Source organism: Streptomyces sp. NPDC018964, assembly GCF_044390325.1.
Lineage (GTDB): Bacteria > Actinomycetota > Actinomycetes > Streptomycetales > Streptomycetaceae > Streptomyces.
Window position 1 is genome coordinate 168,133 of sequence record NZ_JBIRYZ010000001.1, and the last position, 20,601, is coordinate 188,733.

Here is a 20,601-nt window from a genome sequence, read left to right on the forward strand (position 1 = left end):
TCCGGGCGGCGCCGCCGCAGCGTAACACGCAGTATTGGCTGTGAACATAGATTACGAAATCATCGGGTGCCGGGGGCGGGTCACGCGATACGGTCGAGCCGGGCCAGCAGGGCGCGGGCGCGTCCGTGCCGGGGCTCGGGGCCGGGGAGGATCCGGTCCTCGTCGTCGGCCAGCCGCCGCAGCAGTTCCCTGGCCGCGTGGCGCTCGCCGGTGCGGGCCAGCAGGACGGCGATCTCGTACCGGGTGTCCAGGACTGCGGGGTCGTCGGGGCCGAGGAGGCTGCGCTGCTCGGCGAGGACCGACCTCAGTTCGTCCAGTGCCTCGCGGGTGCGGCCGAGGCCGCCCACGCACAGGGCGTGTCCGGCGCGGGCGGCGAGGGCGTCGGCCCGGCCGAGGCCGGGGGCGGCCAGGAGGGCGCCGTACTCCTCCAGGGCGCGGGCGGGCCGGCCCGACCGGCGGACGCGGTCGATCTCGGCCAGCCGGGGGTGCGGGATCACCGGCTCCGTCGGGTGCGCCGGGGCGGCGGGCGCCCAGGCGGCCGCCCGCGCGGCCACCTCGGTCGCGGAGGCGGGACGGTTCTCGGGCCTCTTCTCCAGCAGCGCCTCCGCCAGTTCCCGCAGTCCGGCCGGGACGCCGGGGCGGCGCTCGTCGAGCGGCGGCACGGGGTCGTGCGCGTGCCGGTGGTAGAGCAGGAACTGGCTGCCGGCGGCGAAGGGCGGGGCGCCGGTGAGCAGTTCGTACAGGACACAGCCCAGCGAGTAGAGGTCGCTGGCGGGGACCGTCTCCCCCACGGCCTGCTCCGGGGCCATGTACATCACCGTGCCGGGCGTGCCGTTCACCGCGGTGAAGCGGGTCTCGCCGGGCTGCGGATCGAGGGCGGCGGCGACACCGAAGTCGAGGACCTTGAGGTCGCCGTCGGGGGTGAGCATCAGGTTCGACGGTTTCAGGTCCCGGTGCACGACGTTCTCGGCGTGGGCGTGGGCGAGCACCTCGGCCGTGCGCCGGGTGACGTCCGCGGCGCGCTCGACGGGCAGCGGGCCGTCGCTCCCGAGGACGGCGTCGAGGGCCCGGCCCGGGACGAGGTCCATGACCAGGTAGAGCCGGCCCTCATGGGTGCCGTGGTCGTGGACGGCGGGGATGCCCGGGTGGCGCAGGCGGGCGGTGAGACTCGCCTCGCGCAGGAAGCGGCGCTCCAGGGAGGTGATGTCCGAGAGGCCCGGGCGGGGCGAGAGGAGCTTCACGGCGACCTCGCCGTCGCGCCGCGGGTCGTACGCCGCCCACACGACCCCCATGCCGCCCCGGCCCAGCTCCCGGGTGAGCTCGTACCGTCCCAGGCTTCGCCGCATCGCGCCCGTCCCCAGTCCCAGTCCCGGCGCCCCCGGCGCCCTTCACTCCCCTGCGTCCGGGGGCGAGCTCGCGCACCCGGCCGGCGGGGTCATTTTCGCACCTTTCACACAGGGCTCGGTCCTTGTGGGAGGAGGAGGGGACAACGGGGGTCCTGCGGTGCGGCGGGCCGGGGGCCAGGTCCCGCAGGCCGGACGGGACGTCCGCATTTCTCCCGTGCTCCACGGTTTTCACACAGCGACCCGGACATTTGCATTGTGAACAAAGTCAATGAGCGTAGTAGCCTCTCCTGTATATCCATCCGGAGACCCGTCCACCGCCGGCCCGCACACCAGCGCCCCAGCACCTCGGAGACTGTCGATGAGTAGCACCGGCTCCGTACCCGTCAGCCTCGCCGAGATCGCCCGGATCGCCGGCGTGGGGCGTGCCGCGGTGAGCAACTGGCGGCGGCGCCACGACTCCTTCCCCACCCGCATCGGCGGCACGGACGTCAGCCCCCAGTTCTCCCTGGCCGAGGTCGAGCGGTGGCTGAGGGACAACGGCAAACTCGACTCCATCGGGGGACGCGAGCTTCTGTGGCCCCGGTTCGAGGCGCTGGGCAGCAGGGACGAGTCGGGCCTGGCCATCGCCGAGGCGGCCCGCCGCATGCGCTCCCCCAAGACAGACGGACCGCACGCGGAACTCTCGGCGGAGGCCGAGGAGTTGGCGGCCGAGGCGGCGGCGTTGGGGCGGGACGAGGGGGCGCGCGAGACGTTCGAGTTCCTGCTGCAGCGGTGGCTCGAGACGCACGTACGCCAGCTGAGTACGACACCTGCGCCGCTCGCCGCGCTGATGGCGCGGATCGCGCTCGACGTCCGCGTCGGCGGGAGCGGCGAGGACGCCGGCGAGGAGGCGGGCGAGAAGCTCACCGTCCTCGATCCGGCGTGCGGGACGGGGCACTTGGCGGCCGCCGCCGTGCGGGAGGGCGCGGGCTCGGGTCTGTCGGTGCTGGCGTGCGAGCGGGATCCCGCCCTCGCCGCGCTGGCGTCGGCGCGGCTGGCGTTCCTCACCGACGGCCACGACGTCCGTACGGAGATCGTCACGGCGGACGCCCTGCGCGAGGACCCGTTCACCGGGGCGCGGGCGGACATCGCCCTGTGCAACCCGCCGTTCAACGAACGCGACTGGGGCTACGCGGAACTCGCCACCGACCAGCGCTGGACGCACGGCCTCCCGCCGCGGACCGAGCCCGAACTGGCCTGGGTACAGCACCTGTTCGCCCACCTCAAGCCGGGCGGGGCGGCCGTCGTCGTCCTGCCCCCGGCGGTCGCCTCGCGCAAGGCGGGCCGGCGCATCCGGGGCTCCCTGCTGCGGACCGGCGCGCTCCGTGCCGTGGTGGCCCTCCCGCCGGGCAGTGCCCAGCCGCACAGCGTCTCGCTCCAGCTGTGGATCCTCCGGGCCGCACCGGACGGCTCGGCCGCGGTCCCGCCCGGACAGGACGTGCTCCTGGTCGACGCGACGCGCTTCGTCAGGACCGGCACACGTGAATCCGGCCCCCACTGGGAGCCGTTGCGGGCCTTCGCCCTCTCCGCGTTGGAGGCTCTCGACCGCCCGGACGCCGAACTGCCGGACGGGGCCGTCCGCGTCCCCCTCATCGAACTCCTGGACGACGAGGTGGACGTCACCCCCGGCCGGTACGCGTCGGTGACCGCCGAACCGACCGGCCTCGAACTCGCGGCGGCCTGGCGGGAAACGGCAACGGCGCTGACCGACCTGGCCCGCCTGGCCGGACGGCTGTCGGAACTGAGGTTCTCGGCCGACCTGCCGCAGACCACGACCAGCGTGGGCGACCTCGCCAAAGCCGGCGCCCTGTCGCTGCGTTCCGGACAGCAGGCGCCGGACGGCGCGACGGCGCCCGGCAAGGACTCCGTGCCCCTCCTCACCGTCGCCGACCTGCTGACGGACGGCACCCCCAGCGGGCTCGTCGCCGCCGGATCGGCGCCCGTGATCGTCGAGGAGGGCGACGTCGTGGTCGCCGGTGTCGTACGCGCGTACCGGGCGTGGGTGCACGAAGGGCCCCCGACGGCCCTGGGGCCGCAGCTGTACGCGCTGCGGGTGGACTCGGCCAAACTGAACGCGCACTTCCTCGCCGGCTGTCTGCGCGCGCCCTCCAACGGACGCCAGGCGGGCACCCACGCCTCCAGCTCGTCACGGGTCGACATCCGGCGCCTGCAGGTCCTCCACCTCCCGCTGCGGGAGCAGGAAGCGTACGCCGAGGTCTTCCGGAGCCTCTGGGACTTCGAAGCACGGCTCGGCAGCGCCGAAGGACTGGGCAGGAGACTGGTCAGCGACGTCTCCGACCTCCTCGCGGCCGGCGGGCTCGGCGTCTGACCCCAGCCGGGGTCCCCCAGTGTTCTCGCGTCCGGCCGGGGATCACGGGTTGCCCAGGTACGTGGTCGCCTCGACCTCGTTCAGGTGGATGAGGACGTCGTGGGCCTCGCCGAGGGCGATCCTGTACTCCACGGGGTCGGGCCAGCCGGCGCCCACGCTCCAGGTGGGGCGGGGCTCGGCCAGCCAGGTGCGTACGGAGCGGGGCGCGGTGCGCATGTCCAGGATGTAGTCGCGCTGGCGGGCCCGGTCCAGGGTGTGTTCGTTGGAGCCCGGCTTCGCGGCGTCCACGCGGTAGGTGCGGATCACGCCGTCGTCGGTGCCGAACGCCTTGAAGGCGCCGCTGTGGAAACTGAAACCGACGCTGACGTACTCCCCGCCCAGCGCGTCGCGCAGGAACGCGCCCTGCGTCTTCGGGTAGCGCGGGTCGAAGGAGTCGTAGGAGACGTGGGTGTTGTGGGCCGACAGCAGGATCCGGTCACCGGTGTGCCGGTGCCACCAGGCCACGTTCTCGGCCATCACCCGGTCGCGGTACTCCATCATCCTGATGACCTGGGCCTCGTCGGTGACGTCGTAGGAGTACCCCTCGGCCATCTGGTGGATGGCCCTCGCGTGCTGGACCACCCGGACGTGTTCCCGCCGGCTCTGCCCGTGGGCCACGCGCTGGTCGCGGAGCAGTTCGTACGCCTCCCGGGTGCGCTCGGCGCGCTTCCTGCGTTCCGCCAGGGGGAGTTCGAGGTACCGCTCCAGGTACGTGGCGGCGTCGGTGGCCGGTGCCAGACCCTCGTAGAGGGCGGTGACGCGGGCCTTCAGGCGCGGGTGGGTACGGGCCACGTGATTGGTCACCCGCCGGTACAGCTCCGGTCCGGCGTAGCCCATGTCGTTGCCCGCGAAGCGCACCGGGTCGGTGGGGTGGTGGCGGTTGTAGGCGCGCATCCACTCGATGAGGTCCAGGTAGTCCGCGTTGTTCCAGATGCGGTAGGAGCCCTGGAACTCCTCGCGCGCCATGCGGGCGAGGTCGCCCTTGCCGTGCAGCACGTACTCGTCGATGCGGACGCCGCTGCTCCAGGGCAGTTCCAGGGAGAAGGTCCGGAAGCCCTTCCGTTCGACCAGGTGGCGCAGGACCCGGTGCTTCATCCGGAAGAAGTCCCGGGAGCCGTGGGTGGCCTCGCCCAGGCCCACGACCTCGGCGTCCCCGACCATGCGGCCCAGCGCGTCCAGGTCCCGCAGGCCGCCTTCGGGGTCGGTGCTCCTGAGCGTGTGGGCGCTGCGTCCGATCGCGTCGGCCACGCTCGTCACGGTCGGGCCGGAGGAGTGTTCCGGCGTGCCGGCGGTGGCCGGGGCGGCGACCGTCACGGCGGTCAGGGAGAGGAGGAGGGCCGAGGAGAGCACTGCTGCCTTGCGTGGTGTCATGCCCCACAGGTTTTCGTGCGCGTGAAGGCGTGCGCCAACCCGTGGGCTGCCCGCTTCCGGGTACCGCAGGCACTACCCGGCGAGGGGTGCTCCCTGGGGGGAGGGGCGGCCGGACGGTGCGGGGACGGGGCCGGCGCGACGCGGAACAGCCCCCGGCCGGTACGGACCGGCCGGGGGCTGTGTCGGATCGGGCTCAGCCCTGTTCCACCGGCTCCTGGGTGAAGGCCGCGTGGAAGCGGCGGGTGTGGTCCACCCGGCGTTCCGGGCCGGTCAGGGTGACCGTCGCCGTCAGGCGCGCGTCGGTGCTCGACGCGGCGAGGCGGAGTTCCAGGTCACCGGGTTCGACGATCCGGCGGCCGTCGCGGCCGGTGAAGGAGGCCACGTCGGCCGGGACCGTGACGCGGACCCAGCGGGACTCGCCCGGCTCCAGCTCCACCCGGGTGTAGCCGACGAGCCGCTGCACCGGCTGGACGACGGAGGCGACCGGGTCGTGCAGATAGAGCTGGACGACCTCGGTGCCGGGCCGTTCGCCGGTGTTGCGGACCGTGAGGGCGAGACCGAACTCGCCGTCCGTGCCCGCCTCCCGTGCGTCCACCGCGAGGTCGCTCCACGCGAAGCTCGTGTACGTCAGACCGTGGCCGAAACCGAACGCCGGGGTCGGGTCGATGTTGGACACCTCGCTGACCTGGGCGAGCCGGGCACCGAGGTAGGTGGTCGGCTGGGAGCCCGGCCCGCGCGGCACGCTGACCGGGAGCCGCCCGGAGGGGCTGGTGCGGCCGCTGAGCACACCGGCGATGGCGTGGGTGCCCGCGACTCCGGGGAAGAAGGACTGCACGATCGCCGCGGACTCGGTGACGGCCCGGCCGAGCGCGTACGGCCGGCCGGCGAGCAGGACGGTCACCACCGGCGTGCCGGAGTCGAGCAGCGCGTCGAGCAGCTGCTGCTGGGCGCCGGGCAGGGCGAGGGACTCCGCGTCGCAGCCCTCACCGCTGGTGCCGCGGCCGAACAGGCCCGCCCGGTCGCCGAGGACGGCGATGACGATGTCCGCCTCCTCGGCCGCGTCCACCGCCTCGCCGATGCCGGAGAGGTCCCCGTCGTCGACACCGGTGCCGCGGACGGTCGTGATCTCCGCGTCGGGGAACTCGGCGGCCAGGGTCTCCCGCAGGGTGGGCAGGTCGATGCCGACCGGGACGTCCGGGTGCTGCACGCCCACGTGCTGGGGGAAGGAGTAGCAACCCAGGACGGCGGTGCCCTCGGCCGCGTTGGGGCCGACCAGGGCGATGCGGCGGGGCGCGGCGAGCGGCAGGATGCCGTCGTTGGTGAGCAGGACGACCGCCTTCTCGGCGATCTCGCGGGCCAGCTCCCGGTTCTCGGGCCGGTCCAGGTCGATCCGGCCGCGCAGGGCCTCCGGGTCGTCCAGGTCCACACCCTCGAGCGCGGGCGGCACCGGGCTCCAGTCCGGGTCGAGCAGGCCGAGCGCCGCCTTCTGGCCGAGGACGCGGCGCAGGGCGCGGTCGATGAGCGCCTCGGGGACGCGGCCGTCGGTGACGGCCTCGACGAGCGGCGCGCCGAACGTCTTGACGGTGGGCAGTTCGACGTCGACACCCGCCTTGAGCGCGGCGCCCGCGGCGTCGGCGAAGTCGCCCGCGACGCCGTGCAGGGTCTTGAGGAAGGCGATGCCGAAGTAGTCGGCGACGACCGTGCCGTCGAAACCCCACGTGTCGCGGAGCAGCCCGGTCAGCAGGTCCTCGTCGGCCGCGGAGGGGACGCCGTCGGTGTCCGTGTAGGAGTGCATCACGGAGCGGACGCCGCCCTCGCGGATCGCCATCTCGAACGGCGGCAGCAGCACGTCGGCACGCTCACGCGGCCCCACGGAGACGGGGGCCAGGTTGCGTCCGGCTCGGGAGACCGAGTAGCCGACGAAGTGCTTGAGGGTGGCGACGATCCCGGCGGACTCCAGACCCTGGACGTACGCGGTGCCGATGGTGCCCACGAGGTACGGGTCCTCGCCGATGGTCTCCTCCACCCGGCCCCAGCGGGCGTCACGGACCACGTCCAGGACGGGGGCGAGCCCCTGGTGGACACCGACGGAGCGCATGTCGCGGCCGATGGCGGCGGCCATCCGGCGCACCACGTCCGGGTCGAAGGTGGCGCCCCAGGACAGCGGAACCGGGTAGGCGGTGGCGCCCCAGGCGGCGAAGCCGGCCAGGCACTCCTCGTGCGCGACCGCGGGGATGCCGAAGCGGTTCGCCGAGGTGATGCGGGACTGGGTGCGCAGCAGGGAGAGCGCGCCCAGCGCCGGGTCGACGGGTGCGGTACCGAAGGGGCGGGTGAGCTGGCCCAGTCCGGCGGGCAGGAGCTCGTCGAGGTCGACGGCCTCCTCCATGTCGTGCTGGTGCGGGGCCACTTCGCCGCCGTTGGCGGACGCGCCGACCCACACGCCGTACAGCTGGGCGATCTTCTCCTGGAGGGTCATCGCGCCGATCAGCGCGTCGACCCTCGCGGCGACGGGGTGGGCGGGGTCGTTCCAGAGGGGGATTTCGGGGGTGGTCTCTACGGCCACGTCGGCAGTCACTTTCCTCCGACGCCCATCAGACCCTGGACCAGGGCACGACGGGCGAACAGATAGACGAGCAGGATGGGCACCATGGACAGCACCACGGCTCCCAGCAGACCGGGGATGTCGATGCCGTGCGCGGTCTGGAAGTTGTACAGGCCCAGGGTGACCACCTTGGTGGAGTCCGACTGGGTCAGGACGAGCGGGAACAGGAAGCCGTTCCACGCCTGGAGCGCGGAGAAGACCACGATCGTGGACAGTCCGCCCCGCGACAGCGGCAGGACGAGCTGGAAGAACATGCGCCGCGGGGTGGCGCCGTCCATGGCCATGGCCTCGTACAGCTCCGGGGAGATGTCACGCATCGCGCCGCTGAGGATCAGCGCCGACATCGGCAGGCAGAACGCGGCCGTGGGCAGGATGACGCCCAGCAGGTTGTCGTACAGCCCGGCTTCGCTGATCAGGTAGAACATCGGCACGATGACGGCCTGGGCCGGGATGGCGAGGCCGAGCAGGAACAGCCGGAAGACCGCCGACGTGGCCCGGCCGCGGCTGCGGACGATCGCGTAGGCGAGCGGCGGGACCAGCAGCAGCACGATGCCGATCACACAGGCGGTGACGACGAGCGTGTTGAGGAAGTACTGGCCGAAACCGGAGTCGAAGGCACCGGTGTAGTTGTCCAGCGTGAAGCTGTCCGGGAAGGAGACCGGGCCGTTCTCGGCGTAGTCCTGGCGGGTGCGCAGGGTCGCGGCCAGCATCACGTACAGCGGCAGACCGACCAGGAACAGCCAGAAGAGCGAGCCGACGCCGGCCACGTAGTTCGGTCGGCGCCTCATGACACACCCTCCATGGAGCTGCGCATCTTGTCGTAGCCGGAGACCCGGACGACGATCAGCGAGATGATCGTGGACGCGACGACCAGGGCCAGGGCGATCGCGGAACCGGTGCCGTAGTCGAAGCTCTTGAACGCCTTGTCGTACATGTAGTAGGCGCTGATGGTGGTGTCGGTGCCGGGGCCGCCCTGGGTCAGGATGAGGACCGTCTCGAAGGTGGTCAGGCCGCCGACGATCATCAGGATCATCGAGGTGATCATCGAGTTGCGCAGCTGCGGCAGTGTGATGTGGAAGAACTGCCGGTAGCGGCCCGCCCCGTCGATCTCCGCGGCCTGGTAGAGCACCTGGGGGATCGCGCGGGCGGCACCCTGGTAGATCAGGGTGTGGAACGGGGTGAACTGCCAGGTGCTGACGAACGCCAGCACCCCGATGGCGGTGGCCTGTTCACCGAACAGGTTGCCGTCGCCGAAGAGCCAGCCGGCCTCGGCCGGGATACCGAAGTTCGGGTCGAGCAGCGCCCGCCAGAGCACGGAGACGGCCGTCGCGGACAGCAGCAGCGGAATGAAGTAGATGACGGAGAGCACGGCCCGGTTGCGCTGGTGGCCGGCGGCCCAGACACCGAGCAGGATGCTCAACGGCGTCTGGAGGACCACGCCGAGCACGGTCAGCAGCAGGGTCAGCCAGATGCTCTTGAGCATCACCGGGTCGTCCATCAGGCGCGACCAGTTGTCCATGCCGACGAACTCGGGCGAGCTGAGCCCGTCCCAGGTCATGAAGGACAGCACCGCCACCATGATCAGCGGGACGATCGCGAAGAGGGTGAAGAACACTGCGGCGGGCAGCGCCCAGACGGAGCCGGGGCGGCCCACCTTCGTCGCGGACGGGGCGGGCGGCCGCCGCCGGGACCCCTTGCGGGGTCCGGCGGCGGGCCGGGCGCTCTTGATCTGTGTGGTCATGAGCCGTTCGTCACTCGGTGGGGAGGGCCTGCATGGCCTTGATGAAGCCGTCCGTGTCGAGCTGTCCGTTGAAGAACTGCTGGACGGCCTTGTGCAGGTCCGAGCTGGCCTTCTGCGGGTACGCCTGGTCCCAGGAGAGCTGGAACGACGGGGCGTCGGCGACCAGGTCGTACTGGAAGCGCGAGTACTCGGGGGAGCCCGCGCTCTCGATGAACTTGTCGGTGTTGGTGGTGGTCGGCAGGTTGCCGATCTCCAGGTGCGCCTTGACGAAGTCGTCGGAGTACATGAGCTTCAGGAACTCGGCGACGGCCTCGGGGTGCTTCGTCTTCTTCATCACCGAGTAGTAGTTGTTGGTGTTGCCGGCGACGTTCTTCGGGTCGCCCTTGCCACCCGGAACGGCCGGGAAGGCGCTGTAGCCGAGGTCCTTCTCGGCGAAGTCCTTGTGGTCCGTGAGCTGCTGGGAGTAGTACCAGGAACCCATCAGCTCGAAGCCGGCCTTGCCCGAGGCGACGAGCTGGACCGAGCCGCCGTTGGTGTACTTGACGGAGTCGTAGTTCTCGCCGAAGGCGCCGGCGTCGACGAGCTCCTTGATCATGTCCAGGGCCTTCTTCGCGTCCGGGCTCTCCCAGGCGCTCTTGTCGCCCTCGACGGCCTTCGCGAACAGCTCCGGACCGGCGATGCGGTCGAAGAGGTACTGGAACCACATCTGCGTCGGCCAGATGTCGCCGCCGCCGAGCGCGATCGGCGTGACGCCCTCGTCCTTGAGCTTCTCCACCGCGTCGAGCAGCTCGTCCCATGTCTTCGGCGGCTGGACGCCCGCCTTCTTGAGGACCGCGTTGTTGTGGAAGAGCAGGACCGGCTGGGTGCCGCGCATCGGGACGCCGTACGGCTTGCCGTCGACGACGGCGTTGTTGAAGACGGACGGCAGGAACTTGTTCTCCAGGTCCGGGTTCTTCTTGATGAAGTCGTCGAGCGGCATCAGCAGACCGGCCTTGACGAACGGCTTGATGCTGCCGCCGCCCCAGTTGAAGAAGACGTCCGGGGCCTGCGGGGTGCTGATGATCGTCTGCAGCTTCTGCTGGTAGTCCGCACCGGGGATGGTGTCGAGGACGACCTTGACGTCGGACGTCTTGTTGAACTTGTCGACGAGCTGCTTCTCGACCTTGTTGCTGGCGTCCCCGTAGACCAGGACATGGATCTTGCCGTCGTCCGCCGACGCCCCGCCGTTCCCGTCGCCGCAGGCCGAGAGGCTCAGTGCGAGGGTGAGCGTCGCACCGCAGGCGACCAGTCTGGGCAAGCGCGCACGTGTCTTCATCGTTCGCCTTTCGAAAGTTTCGGCGTCATCACCGAAAGTCCATGCCGTGGGACAGTAGGTCAGACCCGTGTTTCGGTCAACGGTCGGAACCGTACTCATCCAAACCGTTATCGACATGCGGTGCCCTATCCTGCGGGTATGCACGATGATGACGAGGTGAGCGGCAGAGTGACCCTGGCCGCGGTCGCGAAAGAGGCCGGTGTTTCGATGCCGACAGTTTCGAAGGTCCTCAACGGCCGTTCGGACGTCTCCCGCGCGACCCGGGCCAAGGTGGAGCGGCTGCTGGAGGTCCACGGCTACCGCAGGCGCACCCAGGCCGCGTCCCGTTCCCCGCTCATCGAACTCGTCTTCCACGAACTGGACAGCATCTGGGCGATGGAGCTGATCAGGGGCGTGGAGAACGTCGCCAGGGAGAACCGCGCCACGGTGGTGCTCACCGAGAGCGGCACCCGGCACACGCCCGCGCCGGAATGGCTCCCGGGCGTGCTGCAACGCAGGCCGCTGGGCGTCGTCCTGGTCTTCTCCACGCTCCCGGAGGACGTCAAGCGCCGCCTCAGGGCGGCCGCCATCCCCTTCGTCGTCATCGACCCGGCGGGCGACCCCGACCCGGACGTGCCCTCGGTCGGCTCGGCGAACTGGGCCGGCGGTCTCGCCGCCACCCGCCATCTCACCGAGCAGGGGCACGAACGGGTCGCGATCATCACCGGGCCCGAGGACATGCTGTGCTCACTGGCGCGCCTCGACGGCTACCGCTCGGCCATGGCGATGGCGGGCCTGGAGGCCGATCCTCGGCTGACGCGCTTCGGCGACTTCCACGTGCAGGGCGGCTTCGAGCACGCCATGGACCTGCTGGAGGGGCCGGACCGGCCCACGGCGGTCTTCGCGGGCAGCGACCTCCAGGCGCTCGGCGTGCTGGAGGCGGCCCGGGTCAAGGGCCTGCGGGTGCCGGAGGACCTGTCGGTGGTCGGCTACGACGACGTGCCGCTGGCGCAGTGGTCGAGCCCGCCGCTCACCACGGTCCACCAGCCGCTGCGGCACATGGCCGAGGAGGCCGCCCGGATGCTGCTCCGCCCGGACGACCCCGGCACGGCCGCCCAGCGCATAGAACTGGCGACGCACCTGGTGGCGCGGCAGAGCACGGCTCCGCCCAAGGAGGCGTGAGGGACGCGGGGCGGACGGGGGACGCGACGCCCGTGCGCGTCGCCCACCGCTTCGGGCGGTCGGCGGGTGCGGCCTGGAGGGCGGTGGACAAGGCCGAGGAACGCAAGGGGGGTTCGAATGTTTCGAAACTCCTCGGAACCGCGCCGACTCGGCATATGAGCTGTTCCCAGCGGTGTCAGCCTCTGGCCGCGCGGGCATACGCGTTGCGCCCCGGCCGATCGAGCCGAAATGTTGCGGGCGGTTTTCGTTCGGACCGCGTGGCGGTGGCCGCCGGGAGGTTCCGCAGGAGCGCCGGGCGGCGCGGCCGGGGTCGGCGGGATGACGCGGGCCCCGGCGGAGGTGGTCCCGCCGAGCGTCGGCCGCCGCCTGCTGATCGGCACGGCCATCTGAGGAACCGGCGCGCTCCCGAAAGGGACCGGCGTGTGGGCCGGTCCCGTTCCGGTGGCGCCAGCGAAGTCCCCTCGTCGCCGAGGCGCCGCCCGCCCGCCGTGCCGCACCGGGGCCACTCGGTCCCCGGTGCGGCACGGCGGGCACGGGTATGACGGGCAACGGGCACGGCGTGCACCGCCGTGCCCGTCCGGTCAGGCGCCGGGCAGGACGCCGGTGCGGGCCACCTCGGAGTACCAGCGGGCGCTGGCCTTCGGGATGCGGGTGCCGGTCGGGTAGTCCACGTAGACCGCGCCGAAGCGCTTGCCGTAGCCGTGGGCCCACTCGAAGTTGTCCAGCAGGGACCACAGGAAGTAGCCGCGCACGTCCGAGCCGTCCAGGATGGCCTGGTGCACGGCGGCCAGGTGGCCGCGCACATAGGCGATCCGGGCGGGGTCGTTGACGTTGCCGGAGGGGTCGGCGTAGTCGTCGAAGGCCGCGCCGTTCTCGGTGATGATCAGCGGCAGCTCCGGGAAGTCGGACGACAGCCGGCGCAGCAGGTCGTACATGCCGGTGGGGTCGACGGCCCAGCCCATGGCGGTGGTCTCGCCGGGCGGCTGGTGGAAGGCGACCTTGTCGGCGCCCGGCCAGGGGCTGTGGGGGCTGTTGCCGTGACCGTCCGAGTTGTGGGTGCCGCTGCCGTCGGCCTCGGAGACGACGGTGGGCGAGTAGTAGTTGACGCCGAGGAAGTCCAGCGGCTGGTGGATCCGCTCGAGGTCGCCGTCGCGCACGAAGGACCAGTCGGTCAGCGCGGCGGTGTCCTTGAACAGGTCCTCCGGGTAGGCGCCCTGGAGCATCGGGCCGGTGAAGACCCGGTTGGCGAGCGCGTCGATCCGGCGGACCGCGTCGGCGTCGCCGTCGCTGCCGGTGAGCGGGCGGACGTGGTGGATGTTGAGCGTGACCGAGCACTGGGCGGCGGCGGGAAGGCGGTCCCGCAGCGCCTGGACGGCCAGGCCGTGGCCCAGGTTGAGGTGGTGGGCGGCGCGCAGCGCGGCGACCGGGTCGGTGCGGCCGGGGGCGTGCACGCCGGAGCCGTAGCCGAGGAAGGCGCTGCACCAGGGCTCGTTGAGCGTCGTCCAGGTCTTCACCCGGTCGCCGAGGGCGTCCGCGGCGAGGGCCGCGTACTCGGCGAACCGCTCGGCCGTGGCACGCTCGGGCCAGCCGCCGGCGTCCTCCAGCTCCTGCGGGAGGTCCCAGTGGTAGAGGGTGGCGACGGGCTGGATGCCCTTGTCCAGCAGGTCGTCGACGAGGCGCCGGTAGAAGTCCAGGCCCTTCTGCACGGCGGGGCCGCGCCCGGTGGGCTGGATACGGGGCCAGGCCAGGGAGAACCGGTAGGCGCCCAGGCCGAGTTCGGCCATGAGGGCGACGTCCTCGCGCCAGCGGTGGTAGTGGTCGGTGGCGATGTCACCGGTGTCGCCGTTGCGGACCCGGCCCGGGGTGCGGGCGTAGGTGTCCCAGATGGACGGCGTACGGCCGTCCTCGGTGGCGGCTCCCTCGATCTGGTAGGAGGCGGTGGCGGAGCCCCAGAGGAAGCCCTTGGGGAAGGTGCGGGCGGCGTCCGGGGCGGACGCGGTCTGCTGTGCGGTGACCACGTAAGTCCTTTCGGGGTGAGGGGAGTTCGCAGGCCGGGGCCTGACGGAGTGGGGACGGGTCAGCCCTTGACGGCGCCGGCCATGATGCCGCTGACGATCTGGCGGCCGAAGACGATGAACATCGCCAGCAGGGGCAGCGTGCCGAGCAGCGCGCCCGCCATGATCAGCGACTGGTCGCGGACGTAGCCCGCGCTGAGCTGGGTGAGGGCGACGGGGACCGTCGGGTTGGTCATGTCGAGCACCACGAACGGCCAGAAGAAGTCGTTCCACGCGTGCACGAACGTGATCATGAACAGCACGGCCATCGCGGGCCGTGCGATGGGCAGCACGATGCTCCAGAAGATCCGCAGCGAGTGCGCCCCGTCGACGCGGCCGGCCTCGACGAGTTCGTCGGGCAGCGCCTCGGACAGGTACTGCCGCATGAAGAACACGCCGACGGCGCTCACCAGCGTGGGGAAGATGACGGCGGGCAGCTGCTGCGACCAGCCCAGCTCGGACATCATCATGAACAGCGGGACGACGCCGAGCTGCGGTGGCACCATCATGGTGCCGATCACCAGCATCAGCAGGACGTTGCGTCCCTTGAACCGCAGCTTGGCGAAGGCGAATCCGGCCAGCGTCGCGAACAGCACTGTGGACAGGGCGATCACGCCGGCCACGATCAGGCTGTTGATCATGGCCTTGCCCATCGCGGCCTCGTCCCAGGCGCGGGCGAGGTTGCTGAACAGGTTCGGGCCGGGCAGGAACGGCGGCGGTGTCTGGCTGACCCGGGTGTTGTCGGTGGAGGCCGCCACCATCGTCCAGTACAGCGGGAAGATCGACAGCACCGCCATGACGACGAGCAGGACGTAGGCGAGCGGGCCGGCGTGGTGCTGGCGGCCGGCACCCTGGCGCAGCAGCCGGCGGCCGCTCCGGCTGGCCGGCTTGTCGACGGGGGTCCGGACCGGGGTGTCCGTCCGGACCGGGAGGCTGTTGGTGGTCATGATGACTCCAGGTCAGGACGTGCGGGAACGCAGGCGCTTGATCAGGCGCTGTGCCACGAAGGCGAGGACGAGCAGCATGAACATCGCCCAGGCGACGGTCGCCGAGCGGCCCATCTGGTAGTTCTTCCAGCCCTCCTCGTACAGCAGCAGGCCCAGCGTCTGGTACTGGTTGTCGGCGCCGCCGGTGACACCGTTGGGGCCCTGGCCGAAGATCAGCGGCTCACCGAAGAGCTGGGTGGCGCCGATGGTGGAGAGCACGATGGTGAAGACGATCGTGGAGCGGATGCCGGGGACGGTGACGTGGGTGAACTGCTTCCACCGGGACGCCCCGTCGAGGGAGGCGGCCTCGTACCGCTCGGCCGGGATGGCCTGCATCGCGGCCAGGTAGAGCAGGGCGTTGTAGCCGGTCCAGCGCCAGATCACGATGGTGGAGATCGCCGCCTGGGCGGGCCACTTGTCGGCCTCCCAGTCCACCGGGTCGATGCCGACCGAGCCGAGCGCCCAGTTGATCATGCCGAAGTCACGCTCGAAGATCATGGTGAAGACGAGCGCGGCGGCGGCGACCGAGGTGGCGTACGGGACCAGCGAGGCCACGCGGAAGAACAGCGAGGCGCGCATGCGGTAGTTGAGCAGGTGCGCCAGGCCGAGCGCCATCATCAGCTGCGGAACCGTGGAGATGATCCCGATGGTGATGGTGTTCTGCAGCGCGTTCCAGAACCGTGAGTCGCCCCAGAGTTCGACGTAGTTGTCGAACGCCACCCACTCCATCATGTCGAGGGTGGCCAGTTCCACGTCGTGCAGGGAGATCCACGACGTGTAGACGAGGGGGTAGAAGCTGAACGCGGCGAAGACGACGAAGAACGGCGCGACGAACGCGTACGGGGCGCCCTTGACGTCCAGCCGGTGCAGCAGGGCGCCGCGCCGGCGGGGGGTCTTCCCGTCGCCCGTGGTGCCCGGCGGCTCCTCGCCGGTCAGGGCCTTGGTGGTGGAGGTGGCCACCGGACTTTCCTTCCTGAGAGCGGATGGGTGAGCCGGACCCCGGGCCCGTCGGCGGGATGCCGAGCGGGCCCGGGCGGCTGCGAGGGCGTCGGGTCAGCCGACCGCCTTCTCGATGCGCTCCGTGGTGGTCTCCCACGCCTTGTCACGCTTGGTGCCCTGCTCGACCAGGGCCAGGCCCTGGGAGAAGGTGTCCTTGATCGTGCCGTCCTTGCGGCCGAGGATCTGCTTGTCCGGGATCTCCTGCGCGGCGGCACCGAAGATCTGGCCGATCGGCGCCTTGTTGAAGTACTCCGACGTGGCGTTCCTCACGTCGTCGGTCTGGAGCGCCTTCTCGGAGGACGGGATGTTGCCTATCTCCTTGAAGATATGGGCCTGCTGCTCCGGCGCGGTCAGCCACGCGACGAGCTTCTTGGCCTCCTCCTTCACCGGGCTCTGCTCGATCACCCCGAGGAAGGAGCCGCCCCAGTTGGCGCCCTGGGGAGCCCGGGCGACGTCCCACTTGCCCTTGTTGGCCTCACCGGCCTTCTCGCTGATGTGGCTGAGCATCCAGGCCGGGCAGACGGCGGTGGCGAACGTGCCGTTGGCCAGGCCGGGGTCCCAACCCGGCTGGAACTGACGGAGCTTGGCGGTCAGTCCCTCCTCGGCGGCATCGGCGGACAGGGCCCAGGCGTCCTTGACGGCCGGGTTCTTGTCGTAGATCAACTCACCCTTCTCGTCGTAGTACTGCTCGGGGTAGCCGTAGACCATGGCGTTGAACAGGCCGCTGGCCGAGTCCGTGAACGCCACCTTGTCGCCCTTGAAGTCCTTCTTGAAGATGCGGCCGGTCTCTACGTACTTCTTCCAGTCGCCCTCCCACAGCTTGCCGACCTCTTCGCGGTCGGTGGGCAGGCCGGCCTGCTCGAAGTAGTCCCTGCGGTAACAGACGGCCATCGGGCCGATGTCGGTGCCCAGGCCCAGCACCTTGCCGTCCGCGGTGCTGATCTGCGACTGCTTCCAGGGCAGGAAGTGGTCGGTGCCCGCCATGCCGGCGAAGTCCGCGAACTTGTCCGCCTGGGTCTCGGTGATCTCCTTGGCCCGGCCGATCTCGATGCCCTGGATGTCCTTCAGGCCGTTGCCGGCGGCGAGGTGGGTCTGCAGCGCGGTGTAGTACGTCTGCTCGTCACCGGCGATGTCGGCCTTGATGTCGACATTCGGGTTCTCCTTCTCGTACTGCTCGAGAAGGCCGGTCTCCTTGAGGCCCATCACGCCGTACAGGCCCATGGTGATGGTGACCTTGCCGTCCTTCTTGCCGCCGCCGGTGACCGAGTCGTCACCGCCGCCGCAGGCGGCGACCAGTGCCAGCGCGCCGGCGGCCGCGACCGTCGCGACCGCCTTCCTGCGCAACGAACCGTAAGTGCCCATGGATCTCCTCCTAGCGACGGCGCTGACACATCGGAGTGACAAGTTCTGCGATGACTACAGCGGCTCTGATAGGGATGGGAACGTACCCATTCCGGGGTGGGCACGTTCCCACCGCGCAACGAAGACTCATGGCTAGCGGATAGGTCTGTCAATAACTTGAAACCAACTTGTCGTCCCGTACCGGGTTCCGCGGCCGTCGCCCCGCCCCCGGGGGGTGCTGCGCCGACGGCCGCGTCTGCAAGAATTGCCGCAGGTCAACTCCGCGACAGGCAGCGCCGTCGCGGCCGCCCAGGGGGGAGCACATGAGCGGCAATCGCCGTCCGACCATCAAAACGGTCGCCGCCCGCGCCGGCGTGGGCCGCACCACGGTCTCCCGCGTCGTCAACGGCTCGGACCTCGTCAGCGCCGACGCCCGCGCGAGGGTCCTGGCCGCGATCAAGGAGCTGAACTACGTCCCCAACTCGGTCGCCCGCGGCCTGGTGACCAACCGCACCAACGCGGTGGCCCTGGTGATCCCGGAGTCGGAGAGCCGGCTCGGTTCGGAACCGTTCTTCGCCGCGCTGATCCGCGGCGTCAGCGGCGCCCTCACGGAGAGCCGGACCCAGCTCCAGCTCATGCTCGTCCGCGACCAGGCCGAACGCGACCAGCTCACCGAGACGGTGGCCACGCACCGCGTGGACGGCGTCCTGCTGGTCTCCGTGCACTCCGACGACCGACTGCCGGGCATGCTGGAGGAGATGGGCCTGCCGACCGTGCTGGCCGGCCGCCGCGACGCGGGCGAACAACTGAGTTACGTCGACTCCGACAACGCCGGGGGCGCCACCGCGGCGGTACGGCACCTGCTGCACCGCGGCCGGACCCGGATCGCCACGATCACCGGCCCGCTGGACATGGACGTCAGCCGCAGCCGGCTCGCCGGCTGGTACACAGCACACCGGGAAGCGGGGGTCCCCGCGGACGGACTCCTGGCCGAGCAGGGCGACTTCACGGAGGAGGGCGCCTGCCGGGCCATGGCTTCGCTACTTGAACGCGCCCCGGACCTGGACGCCGTCTTCGCCGCCTCCGACCTCATGGCGGTCGGTGCCCTGGCCGAGTTGCGCCGACGGCGGCTGCGGGTGCCCGAGGACGTCGCCGTCGTCGGCTACGAGGACTCCGTCCTCGCCCGCCACACCGCCCCGCCCCTGACGACGGTGCGCCAGCCGGTGGAGGAGATCGGCCGCACCATGGCCCTGATCCTCACCGGCATCACCCAGCGGGGCGAACCCCGGCAGCAGCGGACGCTGCCCACGGAGCTGGTGGTGAGGGAGTCGTCGTAGCGGGGCCCGTGCGGAGGTGAGGGAGGGGCGAGGGCGGTTACCCGGGAGGTCCCAGTACCGCGATGAGGGAGAAGGAGCCATGGCCCACAGGACGAGCGCCCGGGACGTGGTGAACGCCATCAAGGACGTCGGTTTCCCGGCCGGCAAGGACGACCTGGTCCAGGCGGCGAGCCGGTCGGGGGCCCCGCCGGACGTGGTCAAGGCGCTGCGCGGCATTCCCGCCGAGCAGTACGCCAACCGTGAGGAGGTGGCCCGGTCGGTGCGCGTGGACCCCGATTCCGACCTCGGCACGAGTCCCGCGCAGCAGGCGGAACAGGCCCGTGCGGGCGGCAGGCAGGGACAGTCCCAGCACCTGCGTGAGGTACCGAAACCGCCGGTGGAGGAGGAACTGGACCGCTGATCCCGGCGGACGACGCGGGTGCGCCGCGCCGGTGGCCGTCCCGGGGGCGGGGTGCCGGGAGCGGAGCCCCGGGCCGGCTGCCCGCGCGGCTCACCCATGACCGCGCGGCCTCCCCGCGGTCCGGCCACCCACGGCCGGTGCGCCGCCGACCGGTGACAGCCCCGCCACCGGTGGCCGGACGGCCGGGCGGCCGGGCGGCCGCCACCGCCGGTGCGGAGCCCACGCGGCTCACCCATGGCCGTACGGCCTCCCCGCGGCCAGGTCGCTTACGGCCGGTGTGGAGCCGGGTGGTGGCGGCGCTGCCACGGGTGGTCGCCGCCGTCGGTGACGAACCGGTGTCCGTTGGTGCGCGCCCGTTCCGGGTACTCGCCCGTCGCCCGACCACCGACCACCGCGGGTGACCGCACCGTGCGGGTGACCGCGCCATGGGGAAGGACAGCGCCTCATGCAGCACGACGAGTTCATCGGGAAAGTACAGGCTCTCACCAGGCTGCCGGACCGGGGAACGTCCGAGCAGGCGACCCGGGCGGTGCTGAGCACGCTGGCCGAGCGGCTGCCGTCCGGGCTGGCGGCCCATGTGGCCGCCCAGCTGCCGCCGACCCTGGCCGCGCCCATGCGGCAGACCACTTCGGGCGAGCGCTTCGACCTGACGACGTTCGCCGGCCGGATCGCCGGTCGCGCGGAGACGGACGAGGACGCGGCCGTGCGCGAGGCCGCCGCCGTCCTGGAAGTGCTCGACGCGGCCCTCACTCCGGAGCTGACGGAGAAGCTGGTCGCCGCGCTGCCCAGGGACATCGGCAACCTGCTGCCCGCCGGACGGGCCACCGACGACGCCGACTGAGGAGGTGACCGGACATGGTCTCCGAGTCCGTGACGGTCCCCTCGGGTGCGGCAGCCCTGTTCGGGGACCTGGTCGTCCCCGCCGGGGCACGCGGAGTGGTGCTGTTCGCGCACGGCAGCGGCAGCTCACGGCTCAGCCCCCGCAACCGGGCGGTCGCCGAAGCGTTGCAGGGGGCGGGGTTCGGCACGCTGCTGCTGGACCTGCTGACCCGGGAGGAGGAGCTCGAGGACGACGCGACGGGCCGGCACCGCTTCGACATCGGCCTGCTGGCCCGGCGGCTGGCACATGCCGTCGACTGGCTGGAACGGCGCCCGGACAGCATGGACCTTCCCGTGGGCCTGTTCGGGGCCAGTACGGGAGCGGCGGCGGCCCTGGTGGCCGCCACCGAGCGCCCCGGGCGGGTCTCGGCGGTCGTGTCGCGGGGCGGGCGCCCGGATCTGGCGGGCGACGCGCTCGGCCTGGTCGCGTGCCCGGTGCTGCTCGTCGTGGGCGGCGACGACGAGACGGTGCTCGATCTCAACCGCGAGGCCGCCGGCCGGCTGTCCGCGGCACACCACCTCCACGTGGTGCCCGGCGCGACCCACCTCTTTCCCGAACCCGGCGCGCTGGAACAGGTCGCCGGGCTCGCCGCCGACTGGTTCCGCGACCACCTCTGACCGGGCGCGGGGGGGGGGGGGGGGGGGGGGGGGGGGCCGGGGGG

General features: G+C 71.6%; 16 protein-coding genes. 6 read left to right on the forward strand and 10 right to left on the reverse strand.

From position 1 onward, the window contains the following. Positions 1-80 precede the first annotated feature (80 nt). Positions 81-1,346, reverse strand: a complete 1,266-nt coding sequence (locus tag ACH5AO_RS00680) for a protein kinase (protein WP_398920322.1) — start codon at positions 1,344-1,346, stop codon at positions 81-83. 358 nt (positions 1,347-1,704) lie between these two features. On the opposite strand from ACH5AO_RS00680, the gene ACH5AO_RS00685 reads away from it, so the two are divergent. Beyond that, on the forward strand, positions 1,705-3,714 hold the full coding sequence (locus tag ACH5AO_RS00685; RefSeq protein WP_398920324.1) for an N-6 DNA methylase: 2,010 nt from the start codon (positions 1,705-1,707) through the stop codon (positions 3,712-3,714). A 42-nt stretch (positions 3,715-3,756) separates the two neighbouring features. On the opposite strand, the gene ACH5AO_RS00690 is transcribed toward ACH5AO_RS00685, so the two are convergent. The 5 genes from ACH5AO_RS00690 to ACH5AO_RS00710 all read right to left on the reverse strand — a co-directional run bounded on the left by ACH5AO_RS00690 (position 3,757) and on the right by ACH5AO_RS00710 (position 10,782). Continuing rightward, positions 3,757-5,124: an erythromycin esterase family protein gene (locus ACH5AO_RS00690; protein ID WP_398920327.1), complete on the reverse strand. Its 1,368-nt coding sequence runs from the start codon at positions 5,122-5,124 to the stop codon at positions 3,757-3,759. A gap of 193 nt (positions 5,125-5,317) precedes the next feature. Continuing rightward, the gene (locus tag ACH5AO_RS00695) at positions 5,318-7,699 is read right to left on the reverse strand and encodes a glycoside hydrolase family 3 N-terminal domain-containing protein (protein WP_398920329.1); all 2,382 of its coding nucleotides are present in this window, start codon (positions 7,697-7,699) and stop codon (positions 5,318-5,320) included. Next, on the reverse strand, positions 7,696-8,514 hold the full coding sequence (locus tag ACH5AO_RS00700; protein WP_030868196.1) for a carbohydrate ABC transporter permease: 819 nt from the start codon (positions 8,512-8,514) through the stop codon (positions 7,696-7,698). The genes ACH5AO_RS00695 and ACH5AO_RS00700 overlap by 4 nt, the downstream gene beginning before the upstream one ends. After that, a complete protein-coding gene (locus ACH5AO_RS00705) occupies positions 8,511-9,467 on the reverse strand; it encodes a carbohydrate ABC transporter permease (protein ID WP_398920332.1) in 957 nt (318 codons plus the stop codon). Before ACH5AO_RS00705 ends, ACH5AO_RS00700 begins: the two co-directional genes overlap by 4 nt. Before the next feature lie 10 nt (positions 9,468-9,477). After that, positions 9,478-10,782 (reverse strand): ABC transporter substrate-binding protein, encoded by a 1,305-nt coding sequence (locus tag ACH5AO_RS00710; RefSeq protein ID WP_398920334.1) that lies wholly within the window; start codon positions 10,780-10,782, stop codon positions 9,478-9,480. Between the two features lie 138 nt (positions 10,783-10,920). Here ACH5AO_RS00710 and ACH5AO_RS00715 point away from each other — a divergent pair, with 138 nt between their 5' ends. Beyond that, positions 10,921-11,943, forward strand: coding sequence for a LacI family DNA-binding transcriptional regulator (locus tag ACH5AO_RS00715; protein ID WP_398920335.1), 1,023 nt, complete (start codon positions 10,921-10,923; stop codon positions 11,941-11,943). A gap of 581 nt (positions 11,944-12,524) precedes the next feature. Here ACH5AO_RS00715 and ACH5AO_RS00720 read toward each other — a convergent pair. From ACH5AO_RS00720 to ACH5AO_RS00735, 4 genes are all read right to left on the reverse strand, one after another. Continuing rightward, positions 12,525-13,961 (reverse strand): GH1 family beta-glucosidase, encoded by a 1,437-nt coding sequence (locus ACH5AO_RS00720; protein WP_398920337.1) that lies wholly within the window; start codon positions 13,959-13,961, stop codon positions 12,525-12,527. A gap of 59 nt (positions 13,962-14,020) precedes the next feature. After that, the gene (locus tag ACH5AO_RS00725) at positions 14,021-14,944 is read right to left on the reverse strand and encodes a carbohydrate ABC transporter permease (protein ID WP_398920339.1); all 924 of its coding nucleotides are present in this window, start codon (positions 14,942-14,944) and stop codon (positions 14,021-14,023) included. A gap of 12 nt (positions 14,945-14,956) precedes the next feature. Then, the gene (locus tag ACH5AO_RS00730; protein ID WP_398920341.1) at positions 14,957-15,943 is read right to left on the reverse strand and encodes a carbohydrate ABC transporter permease; all 987 of its coding nucleotides are present in this window, start codon (positions 15,941-15,943) and stop codon (positions 14,957-14,959) included. A 93-nt stretch (positions 15,944-16,036) separates the two neighbouring features. Then, complete coding sequence (locus ACH5AO_RS00735; RefSeq protein ID WP_398920342.1) at positions 16,037-17,344, reverse strand: ABC transporter substrate-binding protein; 1,308 nt, start codon at positions 17,342-17,344, stop codon at positions 16,037-16,039. A gap of 302 nt (positions 17,345-17,646) precedes the next feature. Between ACH5AO_RS00735 and ACH5AO_RS00740 the strand changes: the two genes are divergently transcribed. The 4 genes from ACH5AO_RS00740 (at position 17,647) to ACH5AO_RS00755 (ending at position 20,557) form a co-directional block, all read left to right on the forward strand. Then, positions 17,647-18,660, forward strand: a complete 1,014-nt coding sequence (locus ACH5AO_RS00740) for a LacI family DNA-binding transcriptional regulator (RefSeq protein WP_398920344.1) — start codon at positions 17,647-17,649, stop codon at positions 18,658-18,660. Between the two features lie 79 nt (positions 18,661-18,739). After that, positions 18,740-19,060, forward strand: coding sequence for a DUF2795 domain-containing protein (locus tag ACH5AO_RS00745; protein ID WP_398920346.1), 321 nt, complete (start codon positions 18,740-18,742; stop codon positions 19,058-19,060). 445 nt (positions 19,061-19,505) lie between these two features. Continuing rightward, positions 19,506-19,901, forward strand: a complete 396-nt coding sequence (locus ACH5AO_RS00750) for a DUF2267 domain-containing protein (RefSeq protein WP_398920348.1) — start codon at positions 19,506-19,508, stop codon at positions 19,899-19,901. Positions 19,902-19,915: 14 nt separating this feature from the next. Next, positions 19,916-20,557, forward strand: a complete 642-nt coding sequence (locus ACH5AO_RS00755) for a dienelactone hydrolase family protein (RefSeq protein ID WP_398920349.1) — start codon at positions 19,916-19,918, stop codon at positions 20,555-20,557. Positions 20,558-20,601: the final 44 nt, after the last annotated feature.